Origin of the sequence: Brevibacillus sp. BC25, assembly GCF_000282075.1 — a bacterium.
In the GTDB taxonomy this organism is placed as follows: domain Bacteria; phylum Bacillota; class Bacilli; order Brevibacillales; family Brevibacillaceae; genus Brevibacillus.
This window is the reverse complement of sequence record NZ_AKIX01000016.1, coordinates 88246-104341: the sequence shown is the minus strand read 5'-3', so window position 1 is coordinate 104341 and position 16096 is coordinate 88246. Positions and strand designations below refer to the sequence as shown.

Here is a 16096-nt window from a genome sequence, read left to right as displayed (position 1 = left end):
GGATGCCTAGTAAACAAGTAGCTTGGATCGAGGGCGAGGTCACAGCCGATTTGCTCATCAACAAGCTGGCTGATGAAATCGTCAACGCCAAAATCCCGGATACGAAGAACCGATGGGAAAAGGTGTTTGAAGTCAATGAAGATAAGTGGGTTACGTTTAAGAAGACGACTGTTGCGGATACACAAGGGACGTACAAGCATACGGATGGGAAGAGTTATCCGGTTTATGTGTTGCCGGATTTAAGAGAGTTGAGATCCTCGTACTCTGATATTCCGCTGGTTGATGAAGATGGTTATGTCCATGAAACTCTCGGTACTAGCAATACGAAATCAGGTAAAAAAATTCAGGTAAAAGAATTTGCCTACAAAGATACTGAAGGTAACGACATTACCCTTTCTGTGCCAGGGCTACTGGTGGTTAATATCGATGATGCTGATCCTTCAAACACCGTCGGTAAGAAATCCTATGTACTGCTTCAAGGTAAATTCGAGCTTGATGGGATTACTTTTACACCCGGTGTCGAATGGAACGAGTACAAGATCATGACACAAATGCCTTCCGATTGGAACGACCTACTTTCAAAAGCGAAATGGACTACCTATTATTCGGGAGGTTACACCACCTACGTTAGTGCCCCACTATACAAATTCGGAATGGTCAAATACATTGCCAACCCCGTCCATCACTACGACCGCACTGTCGTCCTAAAAGCCGTTCCTGACGTACCTTCGGGCCAAACGCCTAACGATTATTTTGTCATGCTGAAGCATCCCATTCAGCAATACAACTTCTTGGATGTGTCGTACGGCAAAGGCTTCACAGGCAAAAATCCGGTTGGAAACTCCGCTGATACCTACCTGTTAGCCTGCGACAGGAGCACTGTCATCCCCGGCAAAGTCCCAGTCGTCCTTGACCAAAAACAAGCCGAGCTTCAATACAACAAATGGAACAATCCTGATGATACCGACAAATACACTCCACCTCACGAAGCATGGGCACTCGATTACGATGACAAGGTCGAAATCAAAAGCCCTTCCTCCCACTTTTTCTTCGGCGCCGACTCTGTCGTCTCTTGGGTACCAAACAAGAAGCGTCGCCCAGACTACTGGGTCGAATACAACCTCTCCGTCAGCAATGATCGTGTAGCAATCGTAATTGAGGGCGACCCTTCGCCTGATATGGATGCCTACTACAGCAGCTTTGCTTATATCGGAAAGACCATTCCTTTTGCTGACTATGACCACAAAGGCAATTTTGGAATTACAGTCGGCATGGGTGATTTGACAAAGGAAAAATCAGGATTCCTTCCTGCCGACATCAAACAAGACTCCAATCCTAACTATTCAGGCTGGGGACGCTATACCTCCAACGGCATGTATTCCTTCTCCATGCTGCAAACCCGAAGCTCCGTCTACTTCCAAGCGTACTACCCTGCCTTCATTACCCAGCTCCCTAAATACGATGGAGTGGGCACAATCCCTCCCGAGCTGTCCAAAATGGTTCTCGAAGCAAACGGCTTCCAAAGCTCGAAATGGACGAAAAAATATCATGCATCTCCGATCTATCTGGTACACCAGTTCGAAGGTTATCGTGGCTACCTCGACAGTGTCGTAGCAATTGAGGACCATAATCTGATCAACAAGGACGAGCTCGTAGTAGATACAGAGGAACCAAAAGATCCGAAGGACCCTGCTGCCGGAACTTGGACAGAAGTTTACAAGTTCTTCCGAATCAATACCCCTGTCAACTTCTTCAAGTACTCCCCCAACCCTACTGATTGCACCATCGCTATCTTAAAAGAAGTATATTAAAGGAGGAATTTTACATGGCTAATTTTAAATACATTGAAAAAATCACCACTTCTAAAGAGCTCCTGGATACCATTAAATCTGAAATCGAACAAATCACCAACTATCCCCATAACGCAACTGCTGGAGAGACGCAGGAGAAATCTACCTGGACGGTCATGACCGATCTCACAAAAAAAGATTCCGCTTCTGGTAAAACCTCCGAGTTGGTCTTAAAGGGCAGCTCCAAAATTAACGACGCGACCAAAGAGTTTTATGTGAAATTCGTCAATCCAGGCTTCACCAACCCGAAGGAACATAGCTCCTTGACGGTTCAAGTATTGGAAGGATACAACCAGACAGCCAAAACCTTCGCAACAGAAGGACATCCAGTCAATTTCGAATGGGCTGACGAGAAATTCGTCACGAGTGACAAACGACCGACAGATCGTACGATTGATAAACCTGTCTACCTGTACATGAACGTGATGAACAATCGTCTTTCCCTCGTAGCTGTTGGTGATCCGGCTGTTCACTTTGAAGATTATCGCAAGAGCTTCCTCTATGTCGGCGCACTTAAGCCGTTCAAGTACAACATGGATGATGTGGTCGGAAACATCATGCTGACGGCTGGAGCTGTCGCTGCTGAGCCTGTTGCTCCAATCGCCCCACACGATTATGGTCAATACACCTCTTTTGGTAACAACACCTTGCAAATGCTGGCGACAAAATCGGGCATTCGCTTCCAAAAGCACTACCCTGCCTTCATCACCCAAGCACCACAGCCTGGCAAAGCATATTCCGATAGCAAGCTCGGTGACACCGGACTTCTTTTGGAGCCACAAGGCTTTAACGCATCTGCTTGGACACGCCGTTACCATTTGAGCCCGATTTATGTCGTGCACGGATATGATGGATACCGCGGTAGCTTAGATGCATGCATTGCTGTTTCGAAAAACAACATTCTCCACTTGGATGAATTGATCATTGATGTCGACCCAGGCGACACGACTAAGAAACACAAGCAGGAAGTATACCGCTATTTCGATCACAATACCGAGCAAAATTTCATGAACTACTCCGCCAACGTAAAAATGGGAGTCGCGTTCCTGAAGGAAGTTCGCTACTAAAAGAAGTCCCTCTAAAACCGTATAGCTAGCAAAAGGGGGAAACTAGAACACATATCTGGTCTTCCCCCTTCTTTTTGGGAGGTGAACTATTTGACCGGGATTTCTTCTCTAGCAGCCTATCAATTCAGACTTGCAGACAACCACGCTTCTATTCGCAACTATATAGGGAAAGTAACTTTCACGACTTCGCCCTCCCGTAAGTATTCCTTCGTCTATATTCCCTACGGCCAAAGTGCCAGTATGCTCATGCTGGATTATTTGCTCGCGAATCGGAAATCATTTGCTGCTGACTTTCAAGATTCCTTACAGGATATGATCCGGAATGATACTAGCATGGCAAATCCCATGGAGCTGGTCGTGGTATCTGATCGCTCGCCGCTTAAAGAGAGCTTGCTTCAGGACGATGCCTTGGATGCTGACCGAATCATCAAGCAGCCATTACAAGTTATTCGTCGCGTTCATTTATCGGATCGGATTAAAACAGCAGGGATGGCAAAGCTCAACCCTGCCCAAATGTCCGTGCGTGTGCATAAAGATGAGCTGCATATCGATTTGCCACCAGCATCGGCAAGCCGTTCTATTTCTGCCGAAGCTACCATTGGGAAAGAACAACCTGGAGCAACACGAACTAAGCGATTCGCCGGAAAAAAGATGAACGAATGGTTCACAGGAGAGCGTTTATCTACCTTCGATTTATTCGTCAACACCGAAAGAAGCTTGGCTGAGCGAAAGTTTTGGGCTTCTCTCTTTGTGCAGATGGAAAGAAAATACGCAACCAGATCAATCACTCACAACCTATCTATTGAGAACAGCCTACTTCTTTCCAGCCGCGATAACAGACATGCCATGTTTACGGATTGGTCCCGTTCCATTGGCGAGCGTCATTTTGCCTTCCAGATGACCCGACACTTCGTGCAAGCCTTCCACCGGATTAAAACAAAGCCGACGAAGGTGCTTCGCGACATGGACTGGGCTTATCTCAAGGCCCGTCAGTATGACGCCTTGCTGCACTTCCTTTACCGTGCAAGCAGGATCACTACGCAAGACTTAGCCATTCATCGGGCTTCTACGGGTTTTCGTACAATGCGTCAAGATGGTTCCCTTTTACAGAAGCGCGACTGGGGCTATCGAGATGTCACGCGTTTTCTCTCCCTCGATTCCTTTTCACCAACAGCCTTCCGTCCGTACCAAAATGACTTGTTCATCAATCGCTCTCGACTCCATGCTGCTCGATCCTATCAATCACTAGGCACACTCATGACGGAATATGCAATCGGGAATCGGGATGTGGTTTCAGACCTCGCTATTTTCATGTCACAGATTACGGGAACCCGAACGATTCAAACAGATGCTTCGCTCTTGACCTATCTCGAACAAGCCTCTCGACAAAACAGCCACCATCTGTTTATCCCAAATCCCCTCTCTGATTCTCGGCGTGAAAAAGTCAATCTGCTGTGGGTTCCCCAACATTTTGAACTCGGAAAGAAACACCTTTCTCGCCCCGCTTCCATTATGACGGATGACCTTCGCGCAGATCGCCAGCTCATGCGTGCTGCTCATCTTTGGGAAAAGGAACGCCCCATCGAGCTTAGTGGGGGCAAAGCACCTAAGCCATCCTTTTATCAGGATGAGGATGACATTTTCGCCAATCTGGAAAATGTACGCCCAAGTCTCCTGGCTGAAGATATGATCTTCGCGACCATCTTACGGTTACTGCCCGCTCATCTTTTGGAAGACATCCTTGCTTCCAAAGAATTTCCTTCCCACTTGATGGACGACATGATTTTTGCCTCGCGCCTTACAGACGGTCAGAGTATTTTGGAAGCACTAATGGAATGGGCACTGACCAACAAGACTTTCGAGGCTTATGTAGATGAGGAATTTTTGGAGGGTGTGCGGACGCGGGTTCAGGCATTGATCGAATCTGAGGTCATTTTCAGTAAAGCGTTGCAAGACAGAGCCGGCCTTCTTTCCTTTGAGACATGGGAGGCTACCCGCCAGAATGAGATTCTCTCGCATCTGGAGGAGGACGGGGTAGCAGGAAAACGGGAAGTATTGCTCTCTTCCACGGTTGAAGAGGTGGATATCACTAGCCAAATGGAGGCAGCCCCTGCAACCATTGCAGAAGCACTCGTTGGTGAAGATGTATTCCGTCCAGTCGAGCTGCAAATCGAGCATCCTTTTGGTTACATGGAACCCGATCCGTCCTTTTTGTTTGACGAGCATACAGCCCGTAAATCCGCTCACGCCAGCGATCTTGACGAGTTGTCGGTCACCGCACTGCTGCGCAGCAGAATCACGGAATTGTGCAGTGGCTATCTCTTCGCTACCTCCCCGCATGAGCGAGCCAGTTACCTCGTCGATTTATACGATGTGGCAGAAAAAAGCGCGCGTGATGGAGAACTGCAAGACGATGAGTGGCGAAAATATGCCAAGCTCGCGTTGGAACAAACGGTATTGCATGAGCAACTGATTGCCTATCAGCCGGAGGCAGCAGCTCATTTGATCGAATCCATCCTCAGCTACAGGCAACCGGATCAAGCTGTTATGAACGCGGATTGGATAGCTAACAACCAAGAGCGAGCGACCTCGCTGCTCACTCAAATCATGGGTAAAAAAGAACTCGCAGATGCCGTCATCCTGGAATATTTGGCTGGCCAATTGGATCACAGAAAAGGGCATATCGAGCAACCATTACTTTCTGTTCGTGACTACAAGAAAGCTTGGGCAGATCGTATAGAAGAAATAGGGCAAGGTTTGGTCTACGACTACTCCAACGATGTACTCGAAGCTGAACATGATCCCGAGCATTGGTCTGGTGGTTTTTCTGTTCCGGAAGCATACGATCCCCACGATCCATTCAATGCGTACTATCCGTGGACGACAGATAGGAACGCACTCGCAATGGGACAAGACAACTGGACTCGTTTTGGTTCTGGCACATGGGAGCATAATCGCGACCAAGGCACTTTTACCCATCCAAAAGGCTCTAGTGGCATGAGTGGCTACATTCGAAACGACTTTACCTATTCAGACTATCAGTTTGAGGTCGATTTCAAAGTCGATGAGCCCGCAGATGGAGACAGTGCTGGTATCGTGTTCAAATATCACAACGACCAGAACTACTGGATGTTCGTCGTCAGTGATGGAAGCGCCAGCGGTATGCCGCGCCCCATGCAGCTTTTCAAAGTAGAGAATGGCAGATCAACCATGTACTCTACCCCAATGAACCCGTTTTCCTGGGAAAAAGAGAAATGGTACACGCTTCGTGTTTGGGTAACGGGCAACCGCATCCGCGTCTGGGTAGATCATAACCTGCAATACGATTTTACGGATTAGAGGTGATTATTTTTGGGTCATACGTTTGGCATTTTTTCTAAATCAGTGGGCAACGTCACATTCGGAAAAATGCGCTCCTCATTGGTAGAGGGCGCATTCCACCCGAATCATCCGGACAATCCGGACAGCCCCAATCGTCCTCGTGCAGAGGATCGTTACGCTGGGTATCAGAATCCGCTGCTAGGCGATCCCGGCAAAGGTCAGATTGGTCGTTGGCAGACGGTCAATCTCGACTCTCTCGAAAGCATGATCGATCAGATGATTGAGCAATTCGTCCGGGACAAAAATTGGTACGCCAAGGTTCGCTGCCGCGAAGCGCTTTGGAACATGTATCGTCGCCTGGAATGGTGGGTCAACCAGCAAATCGATCCGCAAAAAAACGACTACCAGCGAGCCTTGCTCATGGTACGCGATTGCATTTACAAAATCCTAAAAAACGCTGAGCAGCCGGATGGAACCCATCAAAATGTTTCGCTGCCAGTTTGCCCAGCTTCTTATTATCATCATTTCAGCGGCTACTATCTCAATCATTACGATGCCATCGATAAAGAAGTTCCTACATTTGATATGCGGACTCTCCCGCTATCGGATAAGTTTCACGGCTTGTTCCGCTATGTCTCCTCCACCGAGGATCAGGAATGGAAGATGGTTCACTCCGTCGGCACCAATGAGATGGCAGGGAACGAAAATATCATGAAGCTGGATGTAACCACTCTCAAGCATGGCAACTCCAGTAAAGTGACTTTCCAGTGGCGCTTTAAAAAACAAGGCTTCATTCGTTTTAAATACATGGCTAGTAGCGCTCCTGGCGATGGGTTGCTGTTTTTTATCAACAACAATCAGGTTGGCGGGGAATGGAATCAAAGCAACAGCTGGCAGGAAGCGAAGTTTAACGTCAAGCCGGGGCAGACGTATAAGTTTGATTGGTTTGTGCGTCGGATGAGTGATCGGCGGTTTGGGCAGAATGCCGTTTATGTTAAAGATGTGGAGTGCGTTGAAGTGGTGCAGAGCTTGGATGAGCAGACGCCGCCGGATGTGGATACGTTGGGGAACAAGGCTTTTGCTGATCCCAAATGGCAATGGCTTACAAGATCAAGCAAAAGCATCATGACGACTTACTATAACGGTGAAGTGACCGAGGATATTAATGGGAGAGAAGTCTCCATCTCACTAGACAACGAATGTGACGGTGTTTTTTCTTGGAGTCATAAAATGGGGAGAGTAACTCCACCCTATCAATTCGATGTTAACACCTTTTTTGATGACACTTTTCAGCAAAACGTTATGCATGGTAGCGGCCTGCACGGAAGTCACGCCTCTTCTCATCATGGCCCTCCATGGTCACTTGATCCCTACGAGCACTATTCTGAAACCAAATCTGGTGATGCCAACATTACTTACTCTGTTCACGTAGGAGATGAGACTACGGTCGACGTAAAGGGCGAAGTTGAAATAATCTGCCCTCCTCTGTCGATCGATCATTACAATCCGCAAGTGATCTCTGATTTAGACGCAGACACAACATACTTCACATTTTCCGGCGTAAACGTTTGGAAAAGATGGTCTCATCCCGATTTCAATATGCAAGCATTGGTAATGGAAGACCCCATCCGTCAAGGTATTGGAGATGCATCAACTACCGTTACTCTTTTTGACGATGGCTGGTTTGAATTTGATTATGCTTGTGATTTTCGCCCTTCTGAAATACTAGAGGTTCTGGTAGACGGGGAGCAGGTGCTTGTGTCAGCCTCTACCACAGAGATTCAATCGGCAAAAATCAATCTTACCAAAGGCACCCATACGATTACCTTTCGAGTGACAGACAGCTATACAGAAGAGCCTTTTCGAGCTGAAAAGGACACAGACTTTGATTACGATGATGATTCAGAAAAAATTCGCGGCCGCTTCGGAAGCTTTATTTCCGTAGATCGCTCCAATGATTGGGACTACAACCGGAGCAAAAAGATGGCAACGACTGCTGAGAATCGAGCAGAGATAGATTATCAAGTGAAACTAAACCCTGGTGCTTCACTGAATTTTACAGAGAAGGTTTTACTGGAGCCCGCCATTGATTTAACAGACTTTGACCCGGATCGTTCCAAATACGTTCGTGTCTTTTCAGAGGACTTCAATTCAGGTGACGAACGTTGGAGTAGAGACATAGATGTCAGGGATAACTGGAAATGGGTAGACATTTACCAGCTCTATCATCCTGAATCAAATACTGGAGATATTGATGATGGTGTTCTGATGGTCAAGGATCAGGATGGAACCACAAACCGCGTTTATTTACGTGATATTGAATTGAAAAATCCTGGCTTTGTCCGCTTTGAATATGGAGGAAAGTACAGCCGTTATGAATCGTTGAAGTTATATGATAACGGCAAACTGATTTGGGAAGGAAACGAAAATCATGAATCAGCCGTAGGTCTTTATCGGGAAGTTGCACTCCCTGCTGGAAAGCATTCTTTGAAATGGGTTTACGAGGATTTAGAAGAAGTCGAGGTAGAGGTAGGATCTGGTTCGGGGTCTGGAGGTAGTGGTTCAGGAGGCATTGACGGCTCCGAAGAACTTACCCCGGAAGAAGGAGGCCAGAAATGTTACAAGGCTGGGATTAAGAATCATGACATAGATTATTCCCTTTACGATAGTGGATTACCTAGTAGTATCACAGGAAGAATGTTTTATAAGGGACATGAGCAATCAAAAAATGGCGGAATTGTCACTCGGGAAGTGACTGCTCCTAGTTTTGCCTCTTATACCTATTCCGAGAAGCTTAAAGTTTTTGGGGGAACAGGCATACCGAATAACACCCCTTCAAAAACTTATCTAGATTATAGCGGATTGAAACTAGATTCAAATCTGAAAATAATAAACGGATATCCCGTTTTATTTACAGATTCAATCGTTCCAGGGAACACGGTTGAACACGTCATCAGTTTTTCTGGTGGCGGTATTATAACTTTGCGTTTTAATTTCGCTTCTTTAGTAAGAGACCTGAATAAAAAAAATAAATCAAAGCTAGGTAAAGAATATACAGGCACTCGAGCATCCTTTAGGATGATATTATCCGCTAAATCAGAAGGTGGCGGTGAGGTAATATTTGACTCTGTCAAAAATGAAGGTAGCTCTCTTAGTTATGCAAATATTGATTGGTCAAAATCTTTATTCGTCACCAAAAAGGCAAATTCCGGAAATGAAATGGACGTAAAAAAATGGTATTTACGACTTATCTTTAAGGATGAATACTCTGATAATGATCAGGTGGATAGTAATCTTCAGTTTGCCGCCATCAATAACTTAGTAATAACCACCACAAAACGGGATAACGAGGGAAAGGATATTTATGACACGACAGAAGTAAAAATGGAAGTAATCGATAAATCCACAGGAAAATCAATAGGTAAACCATACCCTGCCTACTTTAACGGTGTAAGCTCCTACAATAAGGCAGAGAGGGAGCATCCTATACAAGTGATCATTCCACCAGGTAAAACCTATCAAATCCGATATACACTTGTAAAAGGCCCTGGAACTAAAGGTGGATTACACGGTAATGGCGGATCATTTCGATTGTCTGAAGGAAAATTCAAAGAAACATGGGAAGATTATTGTCACGACTCCAACGGACATTACTACCCCAAAAAAGAAACCCCTTATACGGGAACTCCCCCGACCCAACCTGCTACAGAATGGGTAATCCCTCCCGACTCATGGTGCTGGTTAGATGCCATCGAAGTATGGGAAAGCCCTGATCCTGTTCGTTTATGCAAAGACACGAGATTGCGTGTCAGAGTCTATGACGAGGATTCCGACGATTTGATCTCCGAGGATGAATACGATGGTGATGACGAGCAATTAATCGAGGTTGCATTAAACAACAATACCCCAGAAGCAAAAAGGTACAGAGTGAATTATCGATTCTTAACGAAATGCGACGACATGGTTTCCCTATCGGACGCACATGTGCAATTGGAAGACGTGAAGCCTCTCGAAAAGTCATCCTGTACCGTCATTGGGTTCAAGGTTACCGAGAACACGGCTATCTGGATGGGTGGATGCAACGGAAGCAAGATGCATTTGAACGTGTATGGACAAAACGGAGCTTTGATTCATTCACAAACATTTCTGGAAGAAGGCAAGCAATCCTTTGGCCTCGCTTCTCTCCTACCTACGCCTTCCCCTTCCTATCGCTTTGAATTCATCACCGAACAAAAAGGTACAACCAGCGCCGTCACTGGCAAAGAATACAAAACAACATTCCGAATGAAGGATTTCCAAGCTACAGAAACATGGGAGCTGATTCCCGAACCCTTCAACTCCAAGCTCGAATTTTATATCGACAACGTATTAATGGACACTTTCACGCAACAAGGCGGCTTCTTTGATCACTACTACCCTGTTGAAGCAGGCAAGCATACGTATAAGTGGAAATTCATCGCACAAAGCAGTGGACAGGTCTGGGATGGTTGCGAAGTAGACTACATCAAACTAACCAACTGGATCTGCGACAAAGTCCTGGTCACCCCCTACTGCGATCCCGGCAGCGGAGACAAATGCGTCGAAGCACTGATCAAATGCTTGCTGGCGATCTGGAAACAACGCCCTGAGGCATGTGTGATTGGCAAACGAATATGGCTATTTACGTAAGGAGGTACTTCTATGAGTGTAGTTTCTCGGCGTAAATCGGGGTTTCTCTTCGAAGATTCTTTCGATTCTCTTACCCTCGATTCCAAGTGGAACATGACACCAAATGACTCTTCAAGGTGGTCGCTATCAGACGCACCAGGCTCGCTCCGTTTAAAAGGCGGAGCTGAGCCACTTCAACTCTTTTTAGATTCACTGACACCCGTAAAGCAATTCGTCCTCGATATGAAAAATTCATACAATCCGAAAGCTTCCGGAAGCACAGGCGGATTGACTGTCTTCATAAACCACAATGACTTTTTCCACGTCGAAGAATATTACGATGCATCGCAAGGTACTGCGAAAACCTTCCCCTGGCTTCGATTAATACGCGACTACAATACCTACACCGCTTATTGGTCCGAGGACGGAACCATCTGGCACATCATCGGCTCAGAGGAATTCAATCGCCTTGCTCCCAAAATCGGTATGTTTCTCAACAGCAGCGCTACAGACGACTATCTGGACATGGAACACGTCCGCGTTTTCTCCCTCCCCACTCTCACAGTTTCAAACCTCTCCCCCGGCACCCGCGTGGAGCTGCTAGATTCCACAGGAGCCGCTGTCGACTTCAAAACGTGTCGGACAAGCCAAACATCCATTCAATTTGATATGACCCAGCGTCCTATTCCTTTCACTGGCTCTCTCCGTTTTGCGGAAGCAGACGGAAAAACTATCATTAGCTCCAGCGACCAGATGGAAATGTGGGGCGGGGATGAATACGACTTTTCCCCCTCTCCTACCCTCTTTTTTATCGATGGCGAAGGAAAGGAAGTCCACCTGCAAGACAACACAGAGGAGTTTCTCGGTCATATGCTCCAAGGCCAGTACAAAGAAGTGAAAATGGTCGCCCGAAATACGATGCATCATGGAACCTTTACAGGTATCCAAGGCGTTCTCACCTCCTATGCAGGTACGGATCAGTATAAGCGGCTTGTAGATGTCGCTACAGACAAAAACGGTGCGCCCGGCACGTGGGGCGATTCCTTCATCCTGCCGGATACTGCAGCTGGAAATGAACAAGTTTTCTGGACGCGAATTTCCCGAGAAACCGATCCATCCCTCATAGATAAAACGACACATGTCCATTTTGGGCTTAACTTGTCCGCCATTTATACCAAATAAATCGAAAAGGAGCTGAACGTATGTCGGTCAGAATCACCCGAACAGGCACCGAAGTCGTCCTCGATCATAATGAGTTGGCCAACAAGGGAAAACGTACCCATGCCGAAATCGACTCCTACCTCCAGGAGCTAGATGATGCCAGAGAAGAAAAACCGAGCTTAAAAGAAAAATTCCGTGAGCTAAAAAACAAAGACGATGAACAGGATCGTCAGCTTGATGCTGTGAAAAGTGATGTTTCTACCTTTCAAACGCGGCTGAATACGTTATCGTCAACGGTCAGTTCGGCAGAAGCGAAAAATCAGACCCAAGATCTCCGTCTTTCGCAAGTCGAACAAAAAAACGCACAGCAAGACCAAGCCATTTTGAAGCTGCAAAGCGATGTCTCCTCTAACCCGAACACCGAGGTGGTCGCTGCACGCCGGGATCGGGATGGGAGGACCTTTCCCAGTCTGAAAGCTCGGTTAGATGACATGCAGGGGAAGATTGGTACCGGAGGCGACGGGGGAAATAATGGGGGAGCCTCAAGCAGCTCCTTTGATTTACAGACCCCAATCAATATTTTACTGAATACCTTTCGTGATGCGGAAACACATAACAGATCGGCCTATCGTCAAAACAACATGTATGTAGATGTATTTAGCGATTCCTCAGGAATTGATACCGAAAAGTCATCTTCTTTTGGGATTATAAATGGTACTGTCTTACCCGGGCTTCACGATACAAACATCATCATGTCCAGTCCTACTGAACCTGCCCCTTATCATGTATCCTCTTCTAGTGAAACGTCTGATTATCCTGGATGGTTGGGAATCAACGGAGTATTAACTGATTACTATTATTCAAATGGAGTGACTCCTCCGGCAGAAGGTCATTGGTGGCAAATTGACTTTTCCATTCCTAAAATTATTACCAAGCTCGCAATCAAGCCTCTTCGAATTTCCAGTGGACAGTACAGTCTTGCCTCGTTTACTCTCCAAGGTTCACACGATGAAACGAATTGGACAGATATTTACGCAGGATCTCATGTAAACACTGATTCAGAAACAGAACACAGCTTCACCAATACTACTGCATACCGCTATTACCGCATGGCCAAGCTTCGCAGTCATCTCAGAGCATACCCGGTGATTTATACCGGTTGGCACGAAATTAAATTCTATGAAATTATTGACGCTGTTACTCTCGTGACTAAGGCAGTTAATGTTGGCCGCTCTCCAAAGAAGATTATTACGACTGCGGAGTATACTGACACGGTCACCTTCGACCTGACCCTTGATGGAACAACTTGGGTAAACAACATCGATTTAAACACGCTACTTGATACCTCTTCACTAAAAGGTACAAGCCTCCAAATACGAGCTAACATTCCAGCTACTGGCAGTTTAAAATCTTTAGGATTTACTTGGTATGACGATAGCATGCTTATTGAGATGCCAGGTAAAGAAGAAGGAGGCAACGATCGTAGTAGCACCAAACCGTTAGTAGACGTCGTGGCCGCCACCAATATTTTGCGTAATGCTTATCGCACTTTGGAAGGTGCGAATCAGGGAGCATCGGTTAGGCATAATTTGTATGCAGACGCTTTTGTAAATGCGTCGGGAATTGATGCCTCTAAGTCCGAATCATATCAAATTGGGAATGGAAAATTTATCAAATCCGCGGGCGCTAATTATAGCTGGCAGACACTTGGTGTGCAGACTGCTTCTTCTGTTGGGGATTACAACAATAACACTACTTCCTATCGACCATTTAAAGCAAATGGCACTACACCAGTCTATTCTGTTGAAAAAATCGCAGATGATAATACTACCGTATCTCCAGGTGGAAATTCTGATTACTGGCTTCAGAGTGGTACAAGCGCTGACTTATTCATGAAATGGGTGACACCCGTAGAAGTATCCAAAATTATTCTTTGGATGAACGGCAGTTATGGTGGGAATCACAACTATTGCGATCACCAAATTTTCGTCAAAAATCCTTCATCAAGTAAATGGGAGGCTGTTACTCCAAGGATAAATCTCGCTACGATAACTGATAAAGGCGTACATGGTGACGGTTCTTGGCACTACCCCCTCAACCTGGACTATCCTATTAATGAGGTCAAAGTAACTGTATGGAATAAAAGTTCATATATGACCGTCACTGAGGTACAAATCCTGCAAGCATCTGATAAAAACCCTGTCATGGTTTCCAAACCGATTCTGTTGGAAAAAGCCCCAACCCATCTTGTACTAGATGCAGAGTATGAAGGCAGTATCAACGTTGATTTGTCACTTGATGGAGGAACAACGTTCACAACTAGTCTTCCTTTAAATCAGTTGGTTGATATAAGCTCTTTCCTACCAGGGACTTCTCTTGTCATTCGAGCTACCCTTGGTGATAAGGCAGTACTCCATAGCATTGGCTGCATTTGGTATGACGAGGACACTCTTCCCACTTATACCGATACAGTAGGGGGTAGCTCTGGAGGTAACGTACCTGGCAAGGATGTTCCAATGATTCAAGTAGAAAAGTATGGAGTCATCGCCTCCCCTACTTCTCCCTCAGAAATTAATATCACTATTCCCTACACTTCTGATTATAAATTACTCCCTATTGAGGTTTTGAAATTTGTCCCCGGTGAACTAAATGACACTCGCGAAATAGCAGCCTTTACTAGAAACGAAGCATCTAACTACGAGCATGACAATTATATGGAGTTAGATGGTACTTTACGCCTTAAAACCAACTTTACGATTGAATTGACGGAAGATATCGTGCTTCCATCTGGTAATAGTGTCTACTCTTTTACTCTTGATGTTAATCAATTCTCCAGTATTGAGAAAATTGAAGTGACTTAAATAAACAATCAGCTTTCAATTCAAAAAGTTGAGGTGAGTAAGAATGCCAATGCCAGCAACAATAGGCCAACTCAGAGAGAATGTTTTAGATATGGAAATCGCTGATTACATTGTGATGAAGGTGACTTCCACAGGTCTTCACGAATTAGGTGGAAGTACCGCAGGATACACAGAAACTCCTATCAATGGAACCAAACAAAGCCTCTTTAATACCTTTATTTACATGGTGAAAGTAGATAAAGGCCTGCTAATTGCAGACAGAGTTCGTTCACATTCCGTCTCATGGGATAGTCTAAACGTTCAAAAAGCAATTGAGGGAAATACTTGGAATAGCACCAATCTCATCCCGGTTATGACAAGTAATACATCTCCTAGCGGTTTCGTTAGTGCAAGCAGTGTATCCAGTAATCAAAATGGTGCTTTTCAGGCGTTCGACGGTAAGTTAGTTGGGGCATGGAAAAATGTATGGTATACCAATGGCGAGTCTACGGGTTGGTTGGCTTATGAATTCCCCAAGCCAACCATTGTGAGAAAATATACGGTTATTTGCGGTGACGCAACAGATACTCCAGCCTCTTCTCCGAAGGAATGGATTTTTGAAGGTTGGGATGGAGCCAAGTGGAATCAACTAGATTATGTTTCTGGTCAAACAAATTGGTCTGGTTCGCAAAAGCGTCATTTTCTCATAGAAAACAACACTCCTTATAGTAAATATCGTATCAACGTGTTTTCTAATAATGGCTCCGCATTTCTCAGCATCGGTGAATTGGAGATGTTTGAGTTTGGGGGTATTATGCGATCCTTGACTGGTGGAGTAGCCAATGCAGATGGAAACGGGCATCTATCCCTTATTGATAATAATAAAGGTGGATGGCCTGCCAATAATGAGTGGGATAAATATATTGTGAATTTCCCTATCGATAAAATTCAGTCAGGAAAGACACTCGATGATGTATTCCATTGGAATGTAGGTGTAGCTACATGGTGTCAAGAAACACCCGCCACTGGAACGAGGCACCATGACGGAGTCACAACTGGTGCTTCTGGACATCGGATATGGAGAGGTTCTGCTAATGCAAGTGGTTCTGTACGAAATGAAGTGAACTATTCTAATTTCTCGGGTAGTAGCATTAGCAGCACGACGATTGGATACCGACCTGTATTTGAATATAGAGAGAAGTGATAAAAA

Annotated in this window: 7 protein-coding genes; all 7 read left to right on the top strand. The window is 45.6% G+C overall.

Translation table 11 applies throughout. The annotated features are described in order from the left end of the window. Nucleotides 1–2 precede the first annotated feature (2 nt). The 7 genes from PMI05_RS03830 (at nt 3) to PMI05_RS29570 (ending at nt 16090) form a co-directional block, all read left to right on the top strand. On the top strand, nt 3–1811 hold the full coding sequence (locus PMI05_RS03830; RefSeq protein WP_007717417.1) for a hypothetical protein: 1809 nt from the start codon (nt 3–5) through the stop codon (nt 1809–1811). A gap of 14 nt (nt 1812–1825) precedes the next feature. Further along, complete coding sequence (locus tag PMI05_RS03825) at nt 1826–2917, top strand: hypothetical protein (RefSeq protein WP_007717416.1); 1092 nt, start codon at nt 1826–1828, stop codon at nt 2915–2917. An 81-nt stretch (nt 2918–2998) separates the two neighbouring features. Beyond that, entirely contained in the window at nt 2999–6256 is a 3258-nt protein-coding gene (locus tag PMI05_RS03820) for a family 16 glycoside hydrolase (RefSeq protein ID WP_238543243.1), read from the top strand. Between the two features lie 12 nt (nt 6257–6268). Then, entirely contained in the window at nt 6269–10906 is a 4638-nt protein-coding gene (locus PMI05_RS03815; protein ID WP_007717412.1) for a hypothetical protein, read from the top strand. Nucleotides 10907–10918: 12 nt separating this feature from the next. Continuing rightward, complete coding sequence (locus PMI05_RS03810; RefSeq protein WP_007717411.1) at nt 10919–12067, top strand: hypothetical protein; 1149 nt, start codon at nt 10919–10921, stop codon at nt 12065–12067. A 20-nt stretch (nt 12068–12087) separates the two neighbouring features. Continuing rightward, the gene (locus tag PMI05_RS03805; protein WP_007717410.1) at nt 12088–14907 is read left to right on the top strand and encodes a discoidin domain-containing protein; all 2820 of its coding nucleotides are present in this window, start codon (nt 12088–12090) and stop codon (nt 14905–14907) included. A 43-nt stretch (nt 14908–14950) separates the two neighbouring features. After that, nucleotides 14951–16090 (top strand): hypothetical protein, encoded by a 1140-nt coding sequence (locus PMI05_RS29570; protein WP_007717408.1) that lies wholly within the window; start codon nt 14951–14953, stop codon nt 16088–16090. Nucleotides 16091–16096: the final 6 nt, after the last annotated feature.

Coding starts and splice junctions, on each gene's coding strand:
- PMI05_RS03830 (WP_007717417.1), top strand. CDS start 3: ATGCCTAGTAAACAAGTAGCTTGGATCGAGGGCGAGGTCACAGCCGAT.
- PMI05_RS03825 (WP_007717416.1), top strand. CDS start 1,826: ATGGCTAATTTTAAATACATTGAAAAAATCACCACTTCTAAAGAGCTC.
- PMI05_RS03810 (WP_007717411.1), top strand. CDS start 10,919: ATGAGTGTAGTTTCTCGGCGTAAATCGGGGTTTCTCTTCGAAGATTCT.
- PMI05_RS03805 (WP_007717410.1), top strand. CDS start 12,088: ATGTCGGTCAGAATCACCCGAACAGGCACCGAAGTCGTCCTCGATCAT.
- PMI05_RS29570 (WP_007717408.1), top strand. CDS start 14,951: ATGCCAATGCCAGCAACAATAGGCCAACTCAGAGAGAATGTTTTAGAT.